Genomic DNA, 21187 nt, shown 5'->3' with positions numbered 1-21187 from the left:
CAGGCACGCCGCCACACTCTCGCGGCAGGATCTGCCCGAGCTTTGCGCCCGCCGCGCTCCCGAATTGGCTCAGAAGGCGCAGGGAAGGCCGGGCACGGGTTGGTACCCGTGAGTTCCCAAAGAGTCACATCACCTGATGCACGTCGATCACGACGCGATCGGCATGGCGCGCGGCCGAGCCCACAAAAATGTGCTCCATCAGCCAGCGATATTTCTCGTGCCCCGTCTCGAATTTCGGGACGGTGCGAAAATAGATCAGCTTGGGATCGACCGGCTCGCCACGCTTGAGCTTTTGCAAGAGCTCGACAGGGCCAAAGCGCATGCCTTTGTTCTCGACATAGACGACGGCGCCGTCGTCGGTCTCGAAGGCGTATTTCGCCTCGAGGTCGATCAACTCGTTGGGTCGGATGGTCTGGAAGTCTGCGCCGAACGGCAATACCTTGCCTGTTATCGCGCCCGTCACCTCGCCGCCGATGATCGGGATGATGCGGCGAACGCCGATGCCGGTCTCACCGGCGGTGACGACGTCGCCAATCTTCGCCGTGATGGTGAAGACGTATTTGGTCTCGAGCGTCGGGGTGGTCATCGCTCCTCCTCGTCAATTCGCCATCATCCGGGTCGGCAGCCAGGTCGCCAGCAGCGGGAAGGCGATCAGGATCACGAGGCGGATCAGGTCCGTGACCACGAACGGAATCACGCCCTTGAAGATGGTGGAGAAGGAGACGTCCTTCACCACGCTCTTGATGACGAAGACGTTCATGCCGACCGGCGGGTGAATCAGGCCAAGCTCGACCGTCATGACGATGATGACGCCGAACCAGATCGGGTCGAAGCCGAGATGGGTGATGACCGGGAAGATGATCGGCACGGTGAGGATGATCATCGCCATGGCGTCCATCAGGCAGCCGAGCACGAGATACATCACCATGATCAGCGCCAGCACGCCGTAGCTGCCGAGGCCGAGGCCGGTGAGGAATTCGGTCACTTTCTGCGGCGTCTGCGTCACCGTGAGGAAATAGCCGAAGATCAGCGCGCCGATCAGCACGGTGAAGACCGCGGCCGCGGTACGGGTCGCCTGCAGCAGCGAGGCCAGGATCTTCTCGCGGTCGAGGCGGCCCGTCAGCACGCCGATGATGAAGGCGCCGGCGGCGCCAACGCCGCCGGCTTCCGTCGGCGTGAAGCGCGGCAGGAAGGGCAGGCCATAGAGGCCGCCGATCACGAACACGAACAGCAGCACCGGCGCCCAGATCTCCTTCAACCCCGCAAAGCGTTCCCGCCACGGCGTCACCTTGCCCTTGGGCAGGAAGTCGGGACGGAAATAGCCGATCAGGAAGATCGTGATCATGTACATGGTCATCGCCAGCAGGCCCGGGATGATGCCGGCGATGAAGAGCTTGCCGATGTCCTGCTCGGTGATGATGCCGTAGACGGCGAGCACCGTGGAGGGCGGCAGCATCGCGCCCAGCGTCCCGCCCGCGGCAATCACACCGGTGGCGAACGACTGCGGATAGCCGAAGCGGCGCATCTCGGGGTAGGCGACGGCGGAGAAGGTCGCGGCGGTCGCGACCGAGGAGCCGCAGATCGCGGCGAAGCCGCCGCAGGCGCCGACGGTGGCAATGCCGAGCCCGCCGCGCAAGTGGCCGACGAAACCGTTGGCGGCGCGGAACAGCTCCCGGCTCATGCCGGAATTGCTGACGAACGAGCCCATCAGCAGGAACATCGGGATGACGCCGAAGGTGTAGTCGGTGACCGTGCGCATCGAGGTCTGGCCGACCAGCTTCAGCGCGGCATTGCCGTTGACGAGGTAGGCGAAGCCGGAGACGCCGACGAGACCCATCGCCATGCCGACGGGCACGCGCAGCAGCATCAGGACAAACAGGGAAACGAAGCCGATTAAGGCGACGGCATCGGTGCTCATGATTACTCCGTCGCCTTCAATTTGGGATCGTGCATGTCTTCGGGATGGAAGATCAGGCGGTAGGTGCGGATCGCGATCAGCAGTACGGCGGAAACGTCGCCGATCCAGGCGACAAGGAAGAACGGCCATGTCGGCATGTGCAAGTCGAAGGTCTGGACGTTGTCGTTGTAGGTGCCGCGCACCTTGTCGAACAAAGTCCAGGTCTGCACGGTCACGACGAACAGCAGCACCAGGGTGGCGAACACGTCGATCCAGCGCTGGTAGCGCGGCCCGACATTGCCCCAGACCAGATCCACCGTGATGTGGGTGCCGCGATAGGAGGTCGCGGCGATGCCCCAGAAGATGAGGATGCCGAGCAGCATGCGGCCGATGTCGAAGCTGTCGGGGATCGAATAGTTCAGCGTATTGCGCAGCAGCACCGACAGGAAGATGTCGAGCGCGACGATGCCGACGAAGCCGGCCGCGATCCATTCGATCGAGTCGATGATGCGGTCCATCCAGGAGCGCTTCATGGGTGTGTCCTGTGTGATGTCATTCTTGTGCTCGACCCGGCTGCAGCCCTTCGCCTCTCCCCGCTTGCGGGGAGAGGCCGACACGCGAAGCGTGGCAGGTGAGGGGGACTCTCCGCGAGTCCATCCGTCACCATCTTTGCGGAAGCAGCCCCTCACCCCAACCCTCTCCCCGTAAGGACGGGGAGAGGGGGAAGAAGGACCGATCGCGTTCCGGCGCTACTCCGCCAGCGCGTTGTACTTCTTCAGCGAGGCCTTGAGGTCCGCGAGCGCGGCATCAGGATTGGCGCCGGCCTTCTTGGCATTGTCGCTCCAGGTTTTCACCAGCGGCTCGGCGGCCTTCTTCCAGGCGGCGGTCTGCTCGGCCGTCAGCTTGTAGACCTCGTGGCCGGACTCCGCCTTCACCTTGTCGATGCCGGCATCCTCGAACTTGCCCCAGTGCTCGCCGACCATGCCCGCCATCTCGACCGAGCAGTTCTTGTCGATCGCGGCCTTCTGCTTGTCGGACATCGCATTGTACTTGTCCTTATTGATGACGAACACGAAGGTCGTGGTGTAGAGCGGCGCCTCCATGTCGTACTTGGTCACCTTGTCGATGCCGAACAGCACCAGGGAGCCCCAGGGGAAGGTGACGCCGTCGGCGACGCCGCGCTCGATGATGTCACGCACTTCCGGCGCCGAGGACTGCACGTTGGTGCCGCCGAGCGAAGTGACGAAGTTCGCCATGGTGGCGTGCGCCGGGCGGATCTTCATGCCCTTCACGTCTTCGGGCATCACGATCTTCTTGGTCTTGGAATGGAAGGACGAGGGCGAGTGGACGAAGGCGAGACAGTATTTGACGTCCTTCATCTCCTTCTCGGCATATTTGCGATACCAGGCGTCCAGGCCCATCGAGCCGCCCTTGGCGTCCGAGATCAGGAACGGCAGCTCGCCGGCGCCGACGATCGGGAAGCGGCCGGGCTGATAGCCGGGATTGACGTAGGTGACATCGGCGATGCCGTCGCGCGCCATGTCGTAATGGTCGAACGCCTTGCCGAGCTGCTGGGCCGGAAACACCTTGCCCTTGATGGTGCCGCCGGAATCCTTCTCGACCGCCGCGGCCCAGTCTTCCAGCGACTTCTGCAACGGATGCGAAGCCGGCACCCAGTGCGAGATCTTCAAATCGAAGGTCTTGTCCTGCGCGAAGGCAGGCGTCACGCTCGCGGCCAGCAGCAATGCCAGACAGGCTCTTCTCATCACGCGTCTCTCCCTGTTGTCGACGGGCTTCGCTGGCCCGGTCTCATTAATTAACATGTTATCTAAATGGCGGACGGGTTCAAGCCAGAACTGGCGCACCTCTCGCATCCTCCGTCAGCCCCGTGCATGGATTTGTCGCCCTTCGCAGCGACCCGCGCGCCCCTTTTGCCCAACGATTATATGGTATAATTATCCCGAGCGTCTTGAAGCGACAAGCGAGCCGCCACGAAAGCCTACAGGATCGGAAGGAGCAAGTATTGCGGACAAAGGTCGCAATCATCGGGGCCGGGCCGGCCGGATTGTTGCTTGGGCAACTGCTGCATTCTTATGGCATCGACAACGTCATTCTGGAGCGGCAGAGCCCGGACTACGTGCTCGGCCGTATCCGTGCCGGCCTGCTGGAGGAGGGAACCGTCGCGCTACTCGACCAGATCGGCGCGGGGACCCGGGCGCATGCCGAAGGTCTGGTGCACGAAGGCATCGAGCTCGCTTTTTCCGGGCGTCGTCATCGCATCGACATGAAGGGTGCGACCGGCAAGACGGTCATGATCTACGGGCAGACCGAGGTCACGCTCGACCTGATGAATGCGCGCAAGGCCGCCGGTCTCGTCTCGGTCTACGAGGCCAAGGACGTCCAGCCGCACCATTTCGACGGCAGTCACCCGCGTGTAACTTACGTCAAGGACGGCGTCACCCACACGCTCGATTGCGACTTCATCGCCGGCTGCGACGGTTTTCACGGCGTCAGCCGCGCCAGCGTTCCGGCCTCGGCGATCGAGGAGTTCGAGCGGATCTATCCGTTCGGCTGGCTCGGCATTTTGTCGGACACCCCGCCGGTCAGCCACGAGCTGATTTACTCCAACCACGCCCGCGGCTTTGCGCTCTGCACCATGCGCTCGACCAGGCGTAGCCGCTACTACGTGCAGTGCACGCTCGACGATCATGTCGACCAATGGCCGGACGATCGCTTTTGGGACGAATTGAAGCGCCGGCTCGATCAGGAGGCCGCCGACAGCCTCGTCACCGGCCCCTCGATCGAAAAGAGCATCGCGCCCCTGCGCAGCTTCGTCGCCGAGCCGATGCGCTTCGGCAGGATGTTCCTGTGCGGCGATGCCGCCCACATCGTGCCGCCGACCGGCGCCAAGGGCCTCAACCTCGCCGCCAGCGACGCGCATTATCTGTCGAGCGCGCTGCGCGAATTCTACGACGAGAAGTCCAGCGCCGGTATCGACGCCTATTCCGCCAAAGCGCTGGCACGCGTCTGGAAAGCGGTGCGCTTCTCCTGGTGGATGACCTCGATGCTGCACAAATTCCCCGACACCGGCAGCATCGGCGCCCGCATCCAGCTCGCCGAGCTCGACTACGTCACGCAGTCGCAAGCGGCGATGACGTCGCTGTCGGAGAATTACGTCGGGCTGCCGTTTTAAGGACGGTGCCGTAGGGTGGGCAAAGCGTAAGCGTGCCCACCAATTTTCTCAATTGTGCAGAGATCGTGGGCACGGCGCTACGCGCCTTTGCCCACCCTACGGCTCTGTCATTGCGGCACCGGGCGTTTCAAACACCCGCGCAAATCCCGTTTGAAACTTTGTAATTGATGCGCTCGTCGCGTCCGTCGTGTTCAATGCCGGCGACCTCAGCAACGCGAGACAGCCATGACCCTCACCGACATCCCCGCCGGCTTCGAGCCGCATTTCCGCAAGGCGCCGCTCACCGATCCCTGGGAGCCGCTCTACTCCAAGAAGACCGACAAGGGGGTCACCGTGGGATTGCGGCTGGCGACGCCGCACACCAACGCGCGCGGGCTGATCCATGGCGGGTTGATTGCGGCGCTGGCCGATGCCGCCATGGGCTATAGCTGTGCCCAGGCGACGGGCTGGTCGACCTCGTTGGTCACGATCTCGCTGTCGGTCGACTATGCCGGTGCCGCCGAAATCGGCCAGTGGCTCGCGGTCGAGGGTGAGGCGATCAAGACCGGCTCCACGATCTGTTTCGCGCAATGCCTGGCGAAGGCCGACGACGCCGTGATCGCGCGGGCGAGCGGGACGTTCCGCGTGGTGCCGAAGAAGGGGTGATGTTGTCGTTCCGGGGCGGCGCGGAGCGCCGAACCCGGAACCTCGAGATTCCGGGTTCTCGCTTCGCGAGCCCCGGAATGACGATGGTCACCCGAACCTCCACTCCGCCGTCTCCACCACGAGATCGATGAACGCGCGCACCTTGGCCGAGAGCAGGCGCGAGGTGGGATAGACGATGTGGATCGGCAGCGCCGGCTGCTCGTATTTCGCCAGCACGATCTTCAGCCGCCCGCGCTTCAGCCCCTCGGCGGCCTGATAGGCCAGCACCCGCGTCACGCCGCCGCCGGCCTCGGCATATTGCAGGGCGGCGTCGGCGCTGTTGCTGGTGAAGCGCGGAGCTACAATCACCTCGATGTCGCGGCCGTCCTGGACGAAATGCCAGCTGGCGGATGGGCCGAACTGGATGGTCTGGTGCTCGCGCAGCGCCGCCGGCGTCTTCGGCTCGCCATGTCGCTTGAGATAGCCGGGTGCGGCCACGACGATCCGCCGCATCTCCCCGACCTGGCGCGCCACCAGCGAGGAATCGGCGAGGTGGCCGATCCGCACCGCGGCATCGACGGCGTCCTCCACCAGGTTGACGAGATGGTCGGAGAGCCGCAATTCGCAGGCGACCTCGGGATAGCGCTTGAGATAGGCGGTCATGACCGGCCCGACATGCAGGCGGCCGAAGCCGACCGGGGCCGAGACCACCAGCCGTCCGCTCGGCCGGTTGCGCTCCTCGCGTGCGGAGCCGTCGGCCTCCTCGACATCGGCGAGGATCCGCCGCGCCCGCTCCAGATAGCGAGTCCCGACGTCGGTCAGCGTCACCTGCCGCGTGGTCCGCTGCAACAGCCGCGCGCCGAGATGCTCCTCCAGCGCCGCGATCTGCCGCGTCACCGCCGAGGGCGACAGCCGCAGCTTGCGCGCCGCCGGCGCAAAGCCGCGCAGATCGGCGACGGTGACGAAGACATGCATGGCTTCAAGGCGGTCCATGGTAATTATTGCATATATAGCAATGATGAAGTGTCAAGTGGATCGATTGTTTTAGCCTCCGGAAGGTCCATTTTGACCCCTGACAGATGTAGCAATGCGCCGGAATTCCAGGAGTTATTCCGATGACGGCAACTCACACCTACGCCAGCGACGTCGCCTTTTCGCCGGCGGTGAAATCGATCCAGACGCGAAAGGGATCGCGCGAGGGCTATGCCCATGCCGAGCAGCGAGGATGGCGCACCGAGGTCGATGACAACCTCGCCGCCTTCCTCGCTGACGCTAACAGCTTCTATTTCGCCACCGCATCAGCCGATGGCCAGCCCTATATCCAGCACCGGGGCGGCCCGAAGGGCTTCTTGAAGGTCTTGGACAAGCAGACGCTGGCCTTCACCGACTACGCCGGCAACCGGCAATACATCACGCAAGGAAACCTCTCGGAGAATCCCAAGGCGTACATCTTCGTGATGGACTACGCCCATCGCCGCCGCGTGAAGATCTGGGGCGAGGCGCACGTCGTCGAGGACGACGAGGCGCTGACGGCGTCGCTGATGCCGAAGGGTTACCGCGCCCGGCCGGAGCAGGTGATCCTGTTCAAGATCGCAGCCTGGGACACCAACTGCCCGCAGCACATTCCGCAGAAGTTCGACGCGGCGGATGTCGCGGCGGCACTGGCGGCGAGGGATGCGAGGATCGCGGAGCTGGAGGCCGAGGTGGCGGCGTTGAAGGGGGAGAAGGGGACGGGTTGAGGCTGACCTCTGCAGTTTTCACGCTCCGGTGTCATGCCCCGCGAAGGCGGGGCATCCAGTACGCCGAGGCCTATCGGTCAATCACTAACGCCGCCGAGTACTGGATCGCCCGCCTTCGCGGGCGATGACAGTGAGTGTGTCGGGGCGCCTTGACCTAAATCGTACTCGCGCCTTCGTGCTGGAAGCCGAGATAGCTCGCCGCCACCCGCTCGTTCGCGGCGATGTCGCTGGCCTTGCCGCTGAGCACGAACTCGCCGAGCTCCATCACGTAAGCCTGGTCCGCGATCTTCAGCGCCGCCTGTGCATTCTGCTCGACCAGCAGCACAGAGACGCCGGCGGCGCGGAGCTCGGTGACGATGCGGAAGATGTCGGCGACGATGATCGGGGCGAGGCCGAGGCTCGGCTCGTCCAGCATCAGCAGCTTCGGCTCGCCCATCAGCGCACGGCCCATTGCGAGCATCTGCTGCTCGCCGCCCGAGAGCGTGCCGGCGAGCTGCTTGCGCCGCTCCTTCAGCCGCGGAAACAGCGTGTAGACGCGCTCCATCGAGGCCCTCGCCTTGAACCTCTCGATACGGAAGGCGCCAAGCTCGAGATTGTCCTCGACATTCATGGTCACGAACAATTCGCGGTGCTCCGGGACGAGGCCGAGGCCCATCGCGACGCGGTCCTCGATGTCGAGCCGGGCGAGATCCTGCCCGGCAAAGACGACGCGGCCCTTCAGCGGCAGGATGCCCATGATGGCGGACAGCAGCGTGGTCTTGCCGGCACCGTTGGCACCGACGATGGTGACGATTTCATTCGTGCCGACCTCGAGCGAGACCGAGCGCACCGCCTCGACCTTGCCATAGGCGACATGGGCATCGGTGACGGACAACAGCGCGCTCATGCCGCCACTCCGAGATAGGCCTTGATCACTTCGGGATTGGTCTTGATCGTGGCGGGGGTGCCTTCGGCGATCTTGGTGCCGAAATCGAGCACCACGATGCGGTCGGCGAGGTTCATGACGAAGCCCATGTCGTGCTCGACCAGGAGCACGCTCATGCCGCCGTCGCGCAAGTCACGCAGCAGCGTCGCCAGCCGCTGCTTCTCCATGTGGCGCAGGCCCGCGGCGGGCTCGTCGAGCAGCAGCAGCATCGGATCGACGCAGAGCGCCCGCGCGATCTCGACGATGCGCTGCTGTCCCAGCGAGAGCGAGCCTGCGAGCTGGTGCATCTGCTCGGTGAGGCCGACACGCTCGATCTGGCGGGCGGCCTCCGCAAGCAGCTTTGCCTCGTCGGCGCGATCGAGCCGCAGCATCGAGGAGATCGGCCCGGAATGGCCGCGCAGATGCGCGCCGATCGCGACGTTCTCCAGCACGGTCATGTCGGGGACCAGCTTCACGTGCTGGAAGGTCCTGCTGATGCCGAGCTTGACGATCTCCTGCGGCGGCGCGTTGTCGACCTTCTTGCCCAGCACCGAGACCGAGCCCGACGTCGCGGACAGCACGCCGGTGATCAGGTTGAAGGTCGTGCTCTTGCCGGCGCCGTTCGGGCCGATCAGCGCGACGATCTCGCGGGCCTGGACGTCGAAGGAGACGTTGTTGACCGCGACCACGCCGCCGAACTGTTTTCGCGCCTTGTCGACTTGGAGCAGGACGCCGGACTCGCCGACCGCACGGGCGCGATGTTCCAGCCTCTGCGAGGTGTCGGGCTTCTTGCCACTGGTGCGCTCCGGCAGGAAGGACATCAGCCAGGGCCAGAGGCCGCCGGGCGCAAGCTGCAGCAGCGCGACCAGCATGATGCCGAACACGATGGTCTCGACCTGTCCCGAGCCGGGCAGGATCAGCGGCAGATAGCTTTGCAGCACCTCTTTCAGGACCACGACGATCGCCGCGCCCAGGACGCCGCCCCAGACATAGCCGGCGCCGCCGACCACGGCGATGAAGAGATATTCGATGCCCATATGCGCGCCGAACGGGGTCGGGTTCACCGCGCGCTGGAGATGGGCGTAGAGCCACCCCGAAAGACCGGCGAGCACGGCGGCATGGATGAACACCAGCAGCTTGGCGCGCGGCGTATGCACGCCGAAGGCTTCCGCCGCGACATGGCCGCGCCTGAGCGCGCGGATGGCGCGGCCGGTGCGGGAGTCCAGCAGGTTCATCGTCAGCAGGGCCGAAACGATCACGGCGATCCAGATCGCGTAATAGATCGAGCCGGGCGAGAGCATCTTGAACGTGCCGATCGACAGCGGCGGGATCGCCGAGATGCCGTCGTTTCTCCCCAGGAATTCCAGCTTGCTGAATAGATAGAACAGGCCGAGCCCCCAGGCGAGCGTGCCGAGCGGCAGATAATGGCCGGAGAGGCGGACGGTGATCAGACCGAGCAGCACCGCCAGCGATCCGCTGACCGCCAGCGACAGCGGCAGCGTCAGCCAGGGCGACAGGCCATAGGCCGTCGACAGCACCGCCGTGGTATAGGCGCCGAAGCCGACGAACGCGGCTTGTCCGAAAGAGGTCAGGCCGCCGACGCCGGTCAGCAGCACGAGGCCCATCGCGACCAGGGCCGCGAGGCCGATATTGTCGAGCAGCACGATCCAGAACGGGGGCATCCCCGGGACAAACGGGATCGCCGCCATCACGAGTGCGAAGACAATGATAGGAAGCCGGCTCTGCATCTTGGCCTCAGTCCTTCTCTTCTTCGACGGCGGGCGCGGCGAGCGAGCGCAGCAGCAGCACGGGGATCAAGAGCATGAAGACGATCACCTCCTTGTAGTTGGAGGCATAGAAGGACGAGAACGCCTCGACGATGCCGACCACCAGCGCCGCGACGGCGGTCAAGGGGTAGCTGACGAGGCCGCCGATGATCGCGGCGACGAAGCCCTTCAGGCCGATCAGGAAGCCGGAGTCGTAATAGAGCGTCGTGATCGGCACGATCATGATGCCCGACAGCGCGCCGATGACCGAGGCCAGCAGGAAAGCGATCTGCCCCGACAGCGTGGTGCGGATGCCCGCGAGCCGCGCCCCGAGACGGTTCACGGCGGTCGCGCGCAGCGCCTTGCCGTAGAGCGTCAGGCCGAAGAACAGCCAGAGCCCGACGATGAAGGCGACGGTGATGGCGTAGACGGTGATGCTCTGGCCGGTGAAGCGCAGCGCGCCGGCGGTGAAGGCGCCGGACAGCACGGCAGGCCCGCGCTGGCCTTCGGCGCCGAAGAACAGCAGGCCGAGGCCCTGCAGCGCGAGGTGGACGCCCACTGAAGCGATCAGCAGCACCAGCACCGAGGTGTGCGCCAGCGGCTGGAACGCGATGCGATAGAGATAGAGGCCGATCATCGAGACGATCACCAGCGACAGCGCGATGCAGATCGCGACCGGCGGCTTCTGGGCGGCGAAGTACACGGTCACCGCCAGCACGATGGCGGGCAGCACGATGTTCGTGATGAAGCTGCGCACGACCAGCCGCCCGTGCAGCGCCTTGCGCGCCACGAACAGGTCGAAGGCGAAGGCGCCGATGCCCAGCGCCAGCGCCAGCTTTGCCGTCCCCGGCATCTGACCCGCGGCCAGCGAGGCATAGGTCAGCGCGCCGTAGGTGACGAACTCGCCCTGGGGAATGAGGATCACGCGGGTGACGGCGAACACCAGCACCAGCGCCAGGCCGAGCAGCGCATAGATCGCGCCATTGGTGATGCCGTCCTGCACCAGGAACAGCATGATGGTGGTATTCAAGACCGGACGCTCCCCCTCAATATTACGAACCGGTCCCCTCGATTGCGGTGGACGGTCCGCTCACAGCCATTGATACACGCATGCGATATTTGATATGGTCCATAACAATTATCAAATATAACATCAAGGGTGGGGAACGACCCGTCCCGAATTTAACGGCATTACGAGCACGAGGCGATGACCGTTTCCAAGGCTGCTGAAAAGACCGCTGAAAAGACCTCCGAAAAGCCGGCCGACCCGGCCAAGGGCCGCAAGGACGCGGCCGAATCGCAGGGGCAGGGGGCTGCCGAGGCGCTCCAGCTCGGCGGGCTTTCCGAACAGCTCGGCTATGTCTTGAAGCGGGCGCAACTCAAGGTGTTCGAGAATTTCTTGCGCTGCATGGCCTCGCTCCAGCTCACGCCGGCGCAGTTCTCCGTGCTACTGCTGGTCGAGAAGAATCCAGGCCGTAACCAGACCGAGATCGCCTCCACCCTTGGCATCCTGAGGCCGAACTTCGTGGCGATGCTCGACAACCTCGAGAGCCGCGACCTCTGCGCGCGGATCCGCTCCACCAACGACCGCCGCTCGCACATCCTGGTGCTGACCGACAAGGGCAAGGCCGTGCTGGCCCGCGCCAAGAAGCTCGTCGCCACCAAGCACGAGGCCCGGCTGAACGATCTGCTCGGGCAAAGCAACCGCGAAGCCCTGATTGCAATGCTTTCGAAGATCGCCAACGAGTTTTGAGGCGGGCAGTCACTCCCCGAGTGCGCGAGCGCGCCCCGGCCTGATTGGCTTCTGTCGCGGTGTCCGCGTCTCTCCTCTCGCTCTGTCGTTCCTGGACGGTCCGCCAGACAGCTGCACGATAACGCTCGGGGCGCGTCAGGCGCGCCTTGAATAGGGACGAGCCTGCTGGTGCGAGCGCGTGAGTTCCGAGGACGTCGACCGGATATGACGCGCTGCATATATAAAATGATGCTTGAAACATCATTTTATGCGCCCTAAGCTTGGCAAATCAATCATTGTAATCGCCACGGACATCCTGCACCGTGATCACAGCCGCGCAGCTTCGAGCCGCCCGTGCCTTGCTCAGGATCGATCAGCGCGAACTCGCGCAGCGCTGTTCGCTGTCGCTGCCGACGATCCAGCGCATGGAGGCCTCCGAAGGGGTGATCCGCGGCAATGTCGATTCCCTGGTGAAGCTGGTTGAGGCGCTGTCGGTTGCCGGCATCGAGTTGATCGCCGAGGGGGCGGTGTCAAGCGCCGGGGGCCGCGGGGTGCGGCTGAAATCTCCACCTCCGAGCGCGGACGACAAACCATGATCGAGGACCGGCCATGATCGCCGTCGCGCTATGGTCGGTGGCCGCTCTGCTGGCGCTGGCTCCTGCCGGAATCGTGCTGTCGACGCGCCCGCGCGGCTCGATCATCCTTTACGGCGGATGCCTGATCGCCACATCGACGCTCTGTGTTACGGCGCTGTCCGGTCTGCTCTATCCCCCTCAGCCGGCGCCGAGCGCGATATTGCCGATCGGACTGCCCTGGCTCGGTGCTCATTTCCGCCTCGATGCGCTGTCCGCCTTCTTCCTCGTCGTCGTTAATCTCGGCGGCGTCGCCGCCAGCCTGTTCGCGCTCGGTTACGGCCGGCACGAGGATTCCCCCGGCCGCGTGCTGCCGTTCTATCCCGCCTACCTCGCAGCGATGAACGTCGTCGTGCTGGCAAACGACGCCTTCAGCTTCCTGGTCGCCTGGGAATTCATGTCGCTGACCTCCTGGGCGATGGTCGTGTCGCATCACCGGGACCCGGAGAATGTCCGCGCCGGCTATGTCTATATTCTGATGGCAAGTTTCGGCACGCTGGCGCTGCTGCTCGCCTTCGGCCTGCTCGCGAGCGACGCCGGTTACGATTTCGATGCGATCCGAGCCTCGCATCCTTCCGCTGAGCTGACCGGCACGGTGGTCATCCTCGTGCTGCTGGGTGCCGGCTCCAAGGCCGGCCTGGTGCCGCTGCACGCCTGGCTGCCGCTCGCCCATCCCGCCGCGCCCAGCCACGTCTCCGCACTGATGAGCGGCGTCATGACCAAGGTCGCCGTCTACGGCTTCGTGCGCATCGTCTTTGATCTCGTGCCCGAACCGGTGTGGTGGTGGAGCATGGTGGTGCTGCTGGTCGGCGGTCCGACGGCGACGCTGGGCGTGCTCTATGCGCTGATGCAGCGCGATATCAAGCGCGTGCTCGCCTATTCAACGATTGAGAACATCGGCATCATCTTCACCGGCCTCGGGCTGGCGCTGGCTTTCAAGGCGGAAGGGCTCGACTGGGTGGCGGCGCTCGCCTTCACCGCGGCGATGCTGCACGTCTTCAATCACGCGCTGTTCAAGAGCCTGTTGTTCTTCGGCGCCGGCGCGGTGCTGGGAGCGACCGGCGAGCGCGACATGGAGAAGCTCGGCGGCCTGATCCATCGCATGCCGAAGACGGCGTTCGCGATGCTGGTCGGCTGCGTCGCGATCTCGGCCTTGCCGCCGTTCAACGGCTTCGTTTCGGAATGGCTGACCTTCCAGGCGATCCTGCTGTCACCGCAACTGCCCTCTTGGGGCCTCAAGCTGGTCATTCCGGCGGTCGGCGGATTGCTGGCGCTCGCGGCCGCCTTTGCCGCGGCCTGCTTCGTCAAGCTCTACGGCATCAGCTTCCTCGGTCGGCCGCGTTCGGATGTGGCGGCGTCAGCGCGCGAGACTGACGGCTTCTCGCTGACCGCAATGTTCGCGCTTGCCGCCTTCTGTCTCATTGCCGGGATCCTCCCCGGGTTGTTCATCGACGCACTGGCGCCGGTGAGCAAGGACATGGTCGGCAACATCATGCCGCATCAGGTCGGATTGCAGTGGCTCACGATCGTACCGATTGCGGAAAGCCGCAGCTCCTATAACGGCCTTCTGGTGTTCCTGTTCGCGGCACTCTGCGGCACGGCCGCGGCGTCAGCCATTCACCGTCTCGCCTCCGACCGCTTGCGCCGCGCGCCGGCCTGGGATTGCGGCTATCCCGACGCGGACCCGGCGATCCAGTACTCGGCCTCCAGCTTCTCGCAGCCGATCCGCCGCGTGTTCGGCAGCGTCATCTTTGGCGCACGCGAGATCGGCGAGATGCCGCCGCCGTCCTCGGCGCTTCCCGCGCGGCTCAAGGTCGAACTGCACGATCTGATCTGGGACGGGCTGTACGCGCCGATCGCGAAGGCCATCGGCTTTGCGACGGAGCGCATCAATGTCCTGCAGTTCTTCAGCATCCGCCGCTACCTAACGCTGGTGTTCGTGGCGCTGGTCGTGCTGCTGCTGGTGGTGGCGCTATGAACGAGCTGCGCGACATCCTCTCCCAGGGCGCGCAGATGTCGCTGGTGCTGGGGCTCGCGCCGCTGCTGACGGGTTTCGTGCGGAAGGTGAAGGCTCGGCTGCTACGCCGGCGCGGGCCGCCGCTGCTCCAACCTTATCGCGACCTCATCCGCCTGATGCGCAAGGACGTGGTGCTCGCGGACAACGCCTCCTGGCTGTTCCGCGTCATTCCCTATCTGATCTTCGCGGGCACCTGGGTCGCCGCCTCGCTGGTGCCGACCTTCGGCAATGGTCTGTTGTTCTCCTGGACCGCCGATCTCATCGCCATCACTGCGCTGCTCGGCAGCGCCCGTTTCTTCCAGGCGCTCGCCGGCATGGACGTCGGAACCGCCTTCGGCGGCATCGGCTCCAGCCGTGAGGTGATGATCGCCTCCCTCGCCGAGCCCGCGATGCTGATCACCGCGTTCTCGGTTGCAATGATCGCCGGCTCGACGCAGCTCCCCACGGTGGCCGAGTTCATGGGCTCGGACGCGGTCGGCCTGCGCGTGTCGTTGGGGATGGCGTTCGTGGCGCTGACCATCGTGGCGCTGGCGGAGAATGCCCGTATCCCCATCGATAACCCCGCCACCCATCTCGAGCTCACGATGGTGCACGAGGCCATGGTGCTGGAATATTCAGGGCGGCATCTCGCGCTGATCGACTTGTCGTCGCAGCTCAAGCTTCTGCTCTATGTCTCGCTGATCGCCTGCGTGTTTCTGCCATGGGGCACGGCGACCGCGGATGCGAGCGTTGCAAGGCTCGCTCTTGGCGCGCTGGTCTATCTCGGCAAGCTGACGGTCCTCGGATTCCTGCTTGCCGTGTTCGAGACCGCAATCGCCAAGATGCGCGTGTTCAGGATTCCGGAGTTCTTGGGCGCGGCGCTGATGCTGGCATTGCTTGCCACGCTGTTGCGCTTCGTGTCGGGGAGCCTGTGAGATGAGCAGCCTGCAATTCGACATCGCCCATCTGCTCGCCGGCTCCCTCGTGCTGGCGAGCTTCATGATGCTGTATCAGGATCGGCTCTATGCGCTGCTCAACGTCTATGCGCTGCATGCCGGCGTGCTGGCGCTGTCGGTCGGCTGGCAGGCCTATGTGCAGCAGGCGCCGCATCTCTATATCACGGCGCTGATCGCGCTGGTCTTCAAGGCCATCATCATCCCCGTGGCGCTGCACCGGATCATCAAGCGGCTCGGTATCCACCGCGAGATCGAGAACGTGATCGGCATCGGGTTGACGATGATGGCCGGGATAGGTCTCGTCGCGCTGTCGATGGTGGTGATGTTGCGGGTGACGCCGGGCGCCGATGCCCTCGCGCGCGAGGACCTCGCCTTCGCGCTGTCGGTGGTGCTGCTGGGACTCCTGATCATGGTTACGCGACGCAACGCCGTGAGCCAGGTCGTCGGCTTCATGTCGCTGGAGAACGGGCTGGTGCTGGCGGCAACCGGAGCCAAGGGCATGCCGCTGGTGGTCGAGATCAGCGTAGCCTTCTCGGTGCTGATCGCTTTCATCGTGATCGGGATATTCCTGTTCCGCATCCGCGAGCGCTTTGACAGCGTGGACGTGCAGGCGCTCGATCGCTTCCGGGGAGAGCGGCGATGACGATCGATGCGCTCGGTGCGATCCTGCTGATCCCGTCCGTCTCGGCCGCTCTGCTCGCGATCCTGCCTGGCTACATGCTGGCGGCAAAGCTCAACATCGTCGCGGCGCTCGCCACCTTCCTCACCTCGCTGTCCTTCTTCGTGATCGAGCCGGCGTCGGGGCAATATCTGCTGCTCGACGACCTCAACAAGGTCTTCATAATTCTGACCACCTTCATCGGCTTCACGACCTCGGTCTTCAGCGCGAGCTACATCCAACACGAAATCGAGATCGGGCGGCTGACGCCGGCCTTCCTGCGTTTCTATCACGCGATGTACCAGATGCTGATGTTCGCGATGAACCTCGCGCTCGTCGCCAACAATATCGGCCTGATGTGGGTCGCGGTCGAGGTGGCGACGCTGACGACCGTGCTGATGGTCGGTATCTACCGCACCCATGAGGCGCTGGAAGCCGCATGGAAATACTTCATCCTCGGTAGCGTCGGCATCGCGCTCGCGCTGTTCGGCACCATCCTGGTCTATATGGCGGCGCGCCCCGCGGTGGGCGAGGGGCTGGACGGCATGGTCTGGACGGTGCTGGTGCAGCACGCCGCACAGTTCGACCCGGCATTGCTCAACGTCGCCTTCGTCTTCCTCTTGCTGGGCTACGGCACCAAGGTCGGCCTCGCGCCGTTGCACGCCTGGCTGCCGGATGCGCATGCCGAGGGCCCGACGCCGATCTCGGCCGTGCTGTCCGGTCTGTTGCTCAATGTCGCGCTCTATGCGCTGCTGCGCTTCAAGATGATGCTCGCGGTCAACTCCGAGGCGATCGCGCCGGGTCCGCTGATGGTGACCATGGGCCTGATCTCGGTGATCTTCGCCGCGCTGATGCTGTACCGGCGCCGCGACATCAAGCGGATGTTCGCCTATTCCTCGATCGAGCATATGGGCATCATCGTCTTCGCCTTCGGCATGGGCGGCCCGCTCGCCAATTTCGCGGCTTTGTTGCACATGGCCATGCATTCGCTGACCAAGTCGGCAATCTTCTTCGCTGTCGGCCATATCGCCCAGGTCAAGGGCACACAGAAGATCGCCGATATCGGCGGCCTCACGACGACCAACCCCGTGCTCGGCTGGGGCCTGATGCTGGGCGTCATCGCCATCGTCGGGCTGCCGCCGTTCGGCATCTTCATGAGCGAGTTTCTGGTGGTGAGCTCGACGTTCGCCCGCGCGCCCTGGCTGACGGTGATCCTGGTGCTCGGCATCATCATCGCGCTCGGCGGGCTTTTCCTGCGGGTCGGCGTGGTGATGTTCGGCGAGCCCAAAGGCAGGACCGCACCCGCCGAAGCCTCCTACGTGCCGATGTTCATACACCTCGGATTGGTGCTGATGGCCGGCATCTATCTGCCGCCGGTGCTGGTCACTGGCTTCCAGAACGTCGCCAAGCTCCTGGGATAAGCGATGGGCATCCTCGACAGCATCCCCCATGTCAAAGCGGTGTCGTCGCACCGGCCCTGGCCGCGCGCCGTCGTGACGGAAGCGGGCTGGCAGGTGGCGATCGATCGGCTGGTCGAGGGGGGCCTCACACTGCTCGGCTTCTGGGGCGAGCCGAGCGCGGTGCATATGGCGATGCTCGATGCAGGCTCGGCCGCGGTCGCGGTCGTCACCTACGAGTGTACGGCCGCCACATTTCCAAGCGTCGCCAACCGTCATCCGCCGGCGCTTCGGCTGGAGCGGACCATCCATGATCTGTTCGGGCTTGTTCCGACAGCTGCGCACGATCTGCGGCCGTGGCTCGATCACGACGCCTGGGGCCAATCCTATCCGCTGTCCGGCCGCAACGCATTGCGCGAGGTGCGGCCGTACCAATTCCTGCCGGCGGAGGGCGAGGCGTTGCACCAGGTGGCGGTCGGCCCGGTCCATGCCGGGATCATCGAGCCCGGCCATTTCCGCTTCACCGCCAATGGCGAACATGTGGTGCGGCTGGAGCAGCGGCTCGGCTACACCCACAAGGGCATCGAGTCGCTGATGCAGGGTGCGAGCCTCGAGGCCGCGGCAAAGCTCGCCGGCCGCGCCTCCGGCGACAGCGCCGTCGCCTATGCCTTCGCTTTTGCGTGTGCCGTGGAAGCAGCACTGCAGATCGAGGCGCCGAGGCGAGCGACCCTCTTGCGGGCGCTGATGGCGGAGTTGGAGCGGCTCGCCAACCATCTGGGCGACATCGGTGCCATCTGCAACGACGCTTCGTTCGCGCTGATGCATGCCCAGACCGGCGTTTTGCGTGAGCGTTGCCTGCGCGCTGCGAACGTCGCGTTCGGCCATCGCCTGATGATGGACGTCATCGTGCCCGGTGGCGTGAGGCGTGACATTGCGCCGGACGGCGTTTCCGCGCTACGCGCGCTGCTCGCGGAGTTACGCAAGGTCTTTCCGCGCTTGATCGAGCTCTATGACAACACGGCGTCCTTGCAGGACCGCACCGTCACCACGGGCATCGTGAAGGCGGAATATGCGCGCCAGTTTGGCGCCGGCGGTTATGTCGGCCGCGCCTCGGGCCGCGATTTCGATGCGCGGCGGGCGCTGGCCTACATGCCTTACGACGCGTTGTCGTTCGAAGTGCCGGTCCTGCAGGCCGGCGACGTGAATGCGCGGGTCTGGATCCGAATTCGCGAGGTCGAGCAGAGCGTCGCGTTGATCGAGCAGATTCTTGACCGGCTTGGCCCTGGCGAACTCGAAACCGCGCTGCCAGCCCGGAGCGGCGGCGGTGGCTGTGAAGGCATGGCGCTCACCGAGGCCTTCCGCGGCGACGTTCTGGTGTGGCTGCGGCTCGATGGCGAGTTGCGCGTCGAACGCTGCCACCTGCGCGACGCGTCGTGGTTCCAGTGGCCGCTGCTGGAAACCGCGATCGACGGCAACATCATTGCCGACTTCCCGCTTTGCAACAAATCGTTCAACTGTTCCTATTCGGGCGTGGACCTCTAAGCCATGCGCAAGACCCTGCTCGAAAGCCTCACCCATGGTTCGCTGACGGAGCCCGCTCCGGCGCCGGACGGTTCGGCGCTGGCCGAGCTTGCAGCCAAGGTCGACCGTGCTGCCCAGGCCCGGCTCGGGCGTTCTCTTGCCATTCGCGAGGTCGATGCCGGATCCTGTAACGGCTGCGAACTGGAGATCCACGCGCTTTCCAACGCCTTCTACGACATCGAACGTTTCGGCCTGCGCTTCGTCGCCTCGCCACGCCATGCCGACGTGCTGCTGGTCACGGGTCCCGTGACGAAGAACATGCGGGAAGCGCTGGAGCGGACCTACAACGCGACGCCAGATCCGAAATGGGTCGTCGCGGTCGGCGCTTGTGCGGTCGATGGCGGTATGTTCAGAGACAGCTACGCCTGCGTCGGCGGCGTATCCGAGACTGTCCCGGTGGATCTGCACATCAGGGGCTGCCCGCCGTCACCGACGGACTTGCTGAAGGGTCTCCTCGCGCTGCTGGAGCACGTCGGCGGCAAACGCTAAGCCGCCCACGCGCCGTCGCTGCGAATGTCCTGGATTCGCTTCCGCACGGGACGAGCCTAATCCACCAGGATGACCCTGATGTCATTGACGTTGGTCAGCGTCGGACCCGGCAGCAGCAGGTCGCCGGTGGCCTCGAAGAACGCGGTGGCGTCGTTGTTGTCCAGATATTCCTGCGGCTTCAGCCCCTGCGCCTTCATCTTGGCGAATGTCGCCGCGTCGACCAGCGCCCCGGCGGGGTCGGTGGGGTGACCGGCACCGCCGTCGGCGCCGTCGGTATCCCCTGCCAGCGCCGAAACGTCCGGCGTGTCTTTGAGCAGGTTGGCCAGCGCCAGCGCGTATTCCTGGTTCGGCCCGCCGCGCCCCTGGCCGCGCACGGTCACCGTGAGCTCGCCGCCGGAGAGGATCGCAAGGCGCCTGCCTTGCGCGCGCGCGTCCAGCGCCAGTCTGGCGTGCGCGGCGGCAACCTCGCGCGCCTCGCCCTCGAGGTCGGCGCCGAGGTCGATGGTCTCGTAGCCGGAATCGCGCGCGAGCTTCACCGCGGCGTCGAGCGACTGCTTGGGCCGCGCGATCAGTTCGAAACGCGCGCGCGCGAAGGCGGCATCGTCGGGCTTGCAGCTTTCGTTGGCGGGATCGTCGAGCGCGCGGCGGACGGCATCGTCGATGCCGAGCTTGTATTTCGCGACGATGGCGCGTGCGTCCGCCAGTGTGGTCGGATCGGGCACGGTCGGGCCGGAGGCGATTGCGGAAGGATCGTCATGCGGCACGTCCGAGATCGCGAGCGTCACGATCTCGGCGGCATTCTTGCCGGCGCGCGCCAGCCGGCCGCCCTTGATCCGCGACAGATGTTTCCGGACAATATTCATCTCGCCGATCGGCGCGCCCGAGCGCAGCAGCGCCTTGTTGACCGCCTGCTTCTGCGCGAAGCTGATGCCGTCCACCGGCGCGATCCAGTTGGCGGAGCCGCCGCCGGTGAGCAGCACCAGGAGCAGATCGTCCGGCCCGGCCTCGCCTGCGAGCGCGAGCGTGTCGGCGGCGCCCTTCAGGCCGGCTTCGTCCGGCACGGGATGACCGGCTTCGACCACGCGGATGCGGCGCGTCGGCACGCCGTAGCCGTGGCGCGTGGTGGCGATGCCGACGAGGCGTTCGGGCGCGAGCTGGAGCGTGTCGAGATAGTGCCGCTCGGCCGCCGCGGCCATGGCGCCAGCGCCCTTGCCGGCGGCGAGGCAGACCACGCGTCCTTGGGGCGCGGGCGGCAAGTGCGGCGCCAGCACCACATTAGGATGGGCGGCGGCGACGGCGGCGTCATAGAGTGCGCGGAGCAGGGGGCGTCGATCGGTCATCACGAAAGGCCTTGAGCAGACGGAACAAGCTGGCGGTCACGCCGCTCACATGCCTATCGCATCAGGCGCAAAAGCGTAAGCGGCCACTGCCATTATTCGATTGTGCAATCGCGTCATCATGATCGGCGCGCAAGCAAAAGCCCCCTGCGCGGTCGGCGCAGGGGGCGTGGCATTGGCAAGTCGCGCGGGGCTAAAGCATGATCCGGAAAAGTGCGCAGCGGTTTTCCGAAAAGATCATGCTTAAACAACAACCTAAAGCGCGATGACGATTCATCCTAATCGC

Annotated in this window: 20 protein-coding genes; 11 read left to right on the top strand and 9 right to left on the bottom strand. The window is 65.1% G+C overall.

Going from position 1 to position 21187, the window contains the following annotated elements; all coding sequences use genetic code 11:
* Positions 1 to 124: 124 nt before the first annotated feature.
* From AC066S_RS08195 to AC066S_RS08180, 4 genes are all read right to left on the bottom strand, one after another.
* A complete protein-coding gene (locus tag AC066S_RS08195) occupies positions 125 to 586 on the bottom strand; it encodes a DUF3237 domain-containing protein (protein WP_126259670.1) in 462 nt (153 codons plus the stop codon).
* A gap of 12 nt (positions 587 to 598) precedes the next feature.
* Positions 599 to 1918, bottom strand: a complete 1320-nt coding sequence (locus AC066S_RS08190) for a TRAP transporter large permease (protein WP_126259671.1) — start codon at positions 1916 to 1918, stop codon at positions 599 to 601.
* A 2-nt stretch (positions 1919 to 1920) separates the two neighbouring features.
* Complete coding sequence (locus tag AC066S_RS08185) at positions 1921 to 2430, bottom strand: TRAP transporter small permease (RefSeq protein WP_126259672.1); 510 nt, start codon at positions 2428 to 2430, stop codon at positions 1921 to 1923.
* 216 nt (positions 2431 to 2646) lie between these two features.
* Positions 2647 to 3663 carry a TRAP transporter substrate-binding protein gene (locus AC066S_RS08180; RefSeq protein ID WP_126259673.1) on the bottom strand — a complete coding sequence of 339 codons (1017 nt, stop codon included), beginning with the start codon at positions 3661 to 3663 and terminating at the stop codon, positions 2647 to 2649.
* A 257-nt stretch (positions 3664 to 3920) separates the two neighbouring features.
* Between AC066S_RS08180 and pobA the strand changes: the two genes are divergently transcribed.
* Together pobA and AC066S_RS08170 are read left to right on the top strand one after the other, a co-directional pair.
* A complete protein-coding gene (gene pobA, locus AC066S_RS08175; RefSeq protein WP_478269387.1) occupies positions 3921 to 5090 on the top strand; it encodes a 4-hydroxybenzoate 3-monooxygenase in 1170 nt (389 codons plus the stop codon).
* A 225-nt stretch (positions 5091 to 5315) separates the two neighbouring features.
* Positions 5316 to 5735, top strand: coding sequence for a PaaI family thioesterase (locus AC066S_RS08170; protein WP_126259675.1), 420 nt, complete (start codon positions 5316 to 5318; stop codon positions 5733 to 5735).
* Positions 5736 to 5822: 87 nt separating this feature from the next.
* On the opposite strand, the gene AC066S_RS08165 is transcribed toward AC066S_RS08170, so the two are convergent.
* Positions 5823 to 6707: a LysR family transcriptional regulator gene (locus AC066S_RS08165; RefSeq protein WP_478269386.1), complete on the bottom strand. Its 885-nt coding sequence runs from the start codon at positions 6705 to 6707 to the stop codon at positions 5823 to 5825.
* Positions 6708 to 6829: 122 nt separating this feature from the next.
* Here AC066S_RS08165 and AC066S_RS08160 point away from each other — a divergent pair, with 122 nt between their 5' ends.
* A complete protein-coding gene (locus tag AC066S_RS08160; RefSeq protein ID WP_478269385.1) occupies positions 6830 to 7453 on the top strand; it encodes a pyridoxamine 5'-phosphate oxidase family protein in 624 nt (207 codons plus the stop codon).
* A 154-nt stretch (positions 7454 to 7607) separates the two neighbouring features.
* On the opposite strand, the gene AC066S_RS08155 is transcribed toward AC066S_RS08160, so the two are convergent.
* From AC066S_RS08155 to AC066S_RS08145, 3 genes are read right to left on the bottom strand one after another with little or no spacing between them, the layout of a single operon-like run.
* Positions 7608 to 8339, bottom strand: a complete 732-nt coding sequence (locus tag AC066S_RS08155; RefSeq protein ID WP_478269384.1) for an ABC transporter ATP-binding protein — start codon at positions 8337 to 8339, stop codon at positions 7608 to 7610.
* Positions 8336 to 10105, bottom strand: coding sequence for a branched-chain amino acid ABC transporter ATP-binding protein/permease (locus AC066S_RS08150; protein ID WP_126259679.1), 1770 nt, complete (start codon positions 10103 to 10105; stop codon positions 8336 to 8338). Before AC066S_RS08150 ends, AC066S_RS08155 begins: the two co-directional genes overlap by 4 nt.
* 7 nt (positions 10106 to 10112) lie before the next feature.
* Complete coding sequence (locus tag AC066S_RS08145; protein ID WP_164718862.1) at positions 10113 to 11153, bottom strand: branched-chain amino acid ABC transporter permease; 1041 nt, start codon at positions 11151 to 11153, stop codon at positions 10113 to 10115.
* A 177-nt stretch (positions 11154 to 11330) separates the two neighbouring features.
* Between AC066S_RS08145 and AC066S_RS08140 the strand changes: the two genes are divergently transcribed.
* The 8 genes from AC066S_RS08140 (at position 11331) to AC066S_RS08105 (ending at position 19564) form a co-directional block, all read left to right on the top strand.
* Positions 11331 to 11876 (top strand): MarR family winged helix-turn-helix transcriptional regulator, encoded by a 546-nt coding sequence (locus AC066S_RS08140; RefSeq protein ID WP_126259680.1) that lies wholly within the window; start codon positions 11331 to 11333, stop codon positions 11874 to 11876.
* A gap of 302 nt (positions 11877 to 12178) precedes the next feature.
* On the top strand, positions 12179 to 12451 hold the full coding sequence (locus AC066S_RS08135) for a helix-turn-helix domain-containing protein (protein WP_126259681.1): 273 nt from the start codon (positions 12179 to 12181) through the stop codon (positions 12449 to 12451).
* Between the two features lie 13 nt (positions 12452 to 12464).
* On the top strand, positions 12465 to 14465 hold the full coding sequence (gene hyfB, locus AC066S_RS08130; RefSeq protein ID WP_126259682.1) for a hydrogenase 4 subunit B: 2001 nt from the start codon (positions 12465 to 12467) through the stop codon (positions 14463 to 14465).
* A complete protein-coding gene (locus AC066S_RS08125; protein WP_126259683.1) occupies positions 14462 to 15418 on the top strand; it encodes a respiratory chain complex I subunit 1 family protein in 957 nt (318 codons plus the stop codon). The genes hyfB and AC066S_RS08125 overlap by 4 nt, the downstream gene beginning before the upstream one ends.
* Before the next feature lies 1 nt (position 15419).
* Positions 15420 to 16082: a hydrogenase-4 component E gene (locus AC066S_RS08120; RefSeq protein ID WP_028138582.1), complete on the top strand. Its 663-nt coding sequence runs from the start codon at positions 15420 to 15422 to the stop codon at positions 16080 to 16082.
* The gene (locus AC066S_RS08115; RefSeq protein WP_135171026.1) at positions 16079 to 17518 is read left to right on the top strand and encodes a hydrogenase 4 subunit F; all 1440 of its coding nucleotides are present in this window, start codon (positions 16079 to 16081) and stop codon (positions 17516 to 17518) included. The genes AC066S_RS08120 and AC066S_RS08115 overlap by 4 nt, the downstream gene beginning before the upstream one ends.
* 3 nt (positions 17519 to 17521) lie before the next feature.
* The gene (locus AC066S_RS08110) at positions 17522 to 19036 is read left to right on the top strand and encodes a hydrogenase large subunit (protein WP_478269383.1); all 1515 of its coding nucleotides are present in this window, start codon (positions 17522 to 17524) and stop codon (positions 19034 to 19036) included.
* 3 nt (positions 19037 to 19039) lie between these two features.
* A complete protein-coding gene (locus AC066S_RS08105; RefSeq protein ID WP_126259686.1) occupies positions 19040 to 19564 on the top strand; it encodes an NADH-quinone oxidoreductase subunit B family protein in 525 nt (174 codons plus the stop codon).
* Positions 19565 to 19620: 56 nt separating this feature from the next.
* Here AC066S_RS08105 and AC066S_RS08100 read toward each other — a convergent pair whose 3' ends face one another.
* Entirely contained in the window at positions 19621 to 20904 is a 1284-nt protein-coding gene (locus tag AC066S_RS08100; RefSeq protein WP_126259687.1) for a glycerate kinase type-2 family protein, read from the bottom strand.
* Positions 20905 to 21187 lie beyond the last annotated feature (283 nt).

The sequence above is a fragment of the Bradyrhizobium sp. CFUWI genome, assembly GCF_056429085.1.
The sequence above is the reverse complement of the archived record's forward strand: the minus strand, read 5'-3'. Positions and strand labels throughout refer to the sequence as shown.

Excerpts from the sequence above, each read along its gene's own strand:
- AC066S_RS08195 (WP_126259670.1), bottom strand. The coding sequence starts at position 586 with ATGACCACCCCGACGCTCGAGACCAAATACGTCTTCACCATCACGGCG.
- AC066S_RS08190 (WP_126259671.1), bottom strand. The coding sequence starts at position 1,918 with ATGAGCACCGATGCCGTCGCCTTAATCGGCTTCGTTTCCCTGTTTGTC.
- AC066S_RS08185 (WP_126259672.1), bottom strand. The coding sequence starts at position 2,430 with ATGAAGCGCTCCTGGATGGACCGCATCATCGACTCGATCGAATGGATC.
- AC066S_RS08180 (WP_126259673.1), bottom strand. The coding sequence starts at position 3,663 with ATGAGAAGAGCCTGTCTGGCATTGCTGCTGGCCGCGAGCGTGACGCCT.
- AC066S_RS08170 (WP_126259675.1), top strand. The coding sequence starts at position 5,316 with ATGACCCTCACCGACATCCCCGCCGGCTTCGAGCCGCATTTCCGCAAG.
- AC066S_RS08165 (WP_478269386.1), bottom strand. The coding sequence starts at position 6,707 with ATGGACCGCCTTGAAGCCATGCATGTCTTCGTCACCGTCGCCGATCTG.
- AC066S_RS08160 (WP_478269385.1), top strand. The coding sequence starts at position 6,830 with ATGACGGCAACTCACACCTACGCCAGCGACGTCGCCTTTTCGCCGGCG.
- AC066S_RS08155 (WP_478269384.1), bottom strand. The coding sequence starts at position 8,339 with ATGAGCGCGCTGTTGTCCGTCACCGATGCCCATGTCGCCTATGGCAAG.
- AC066S_RS08150 (WP_126259679.1), bottom strand. The coding sequence starts at position 10,105 with ATGCAGAGCCGGCTTCCTATCATTGTCTTCGCACTCGTGATGGCGGCG.
- AC066S_RS08140 (WP_126259680.1), top strand. The coding sequence starts at position 11,331 with ATGACCGTTTCCAAGGCTGCTGAAAAGACCGCTGAAAAGACCTCCGAA.
- hyfB (WP_126259682.1), top strand. The coding sequence starts at position 12,465 with ATGATCGCCGTCGCGCTATGGTCGGTGGCCGCTCTGCTGGCGCTGGCT.
- AC066S_RS08125 (WP_126259683.1), top strand. The coding sequence starts at position 14,462 with ATGAACGAGCTGCGCGACATCCTCTCCCAGGGCGCGCAGATGTCGCTG.
- AC066S_RS08120 (WP_028138582.1), top strand. The coding sequence starts at position 15,420 with ATGAGCAGCCTGCAATTCGACATCGCCCATCTGCTCGCCGGCTCCCTC.
- AC066S_RS08115 (WP_135171026.1), top strand. The coding sequence starts at position 16,079 with ATGACGATCGATGCGCTCGGTGCGATCCTGCTGATCCCGTCCGTCTCG.
- AC066S_RS08110 (WP_478269383.1), top strand. The coding sequence starts at position 17,522 with ATGGGCATCCTCGACAGCATCCCCCATGTCAAAGCGGTGTCGTCGCAC.
- AC066S_RS08105 (WP_126259686.1), top strand. The coding sequence starts at position 19,040 with ATGCGCAAGACCCTGCTCGAAAGCCTCACCCATGGTTCGCTGACGGAG.
- AC066S_RS08100 (WP_126259687.1), bottom strand. The coding sequence starts at position 20,904 with ATGACCGATCGACGCCCCCTGCTCCGCGCACTCTATGACGCCGCCGTC.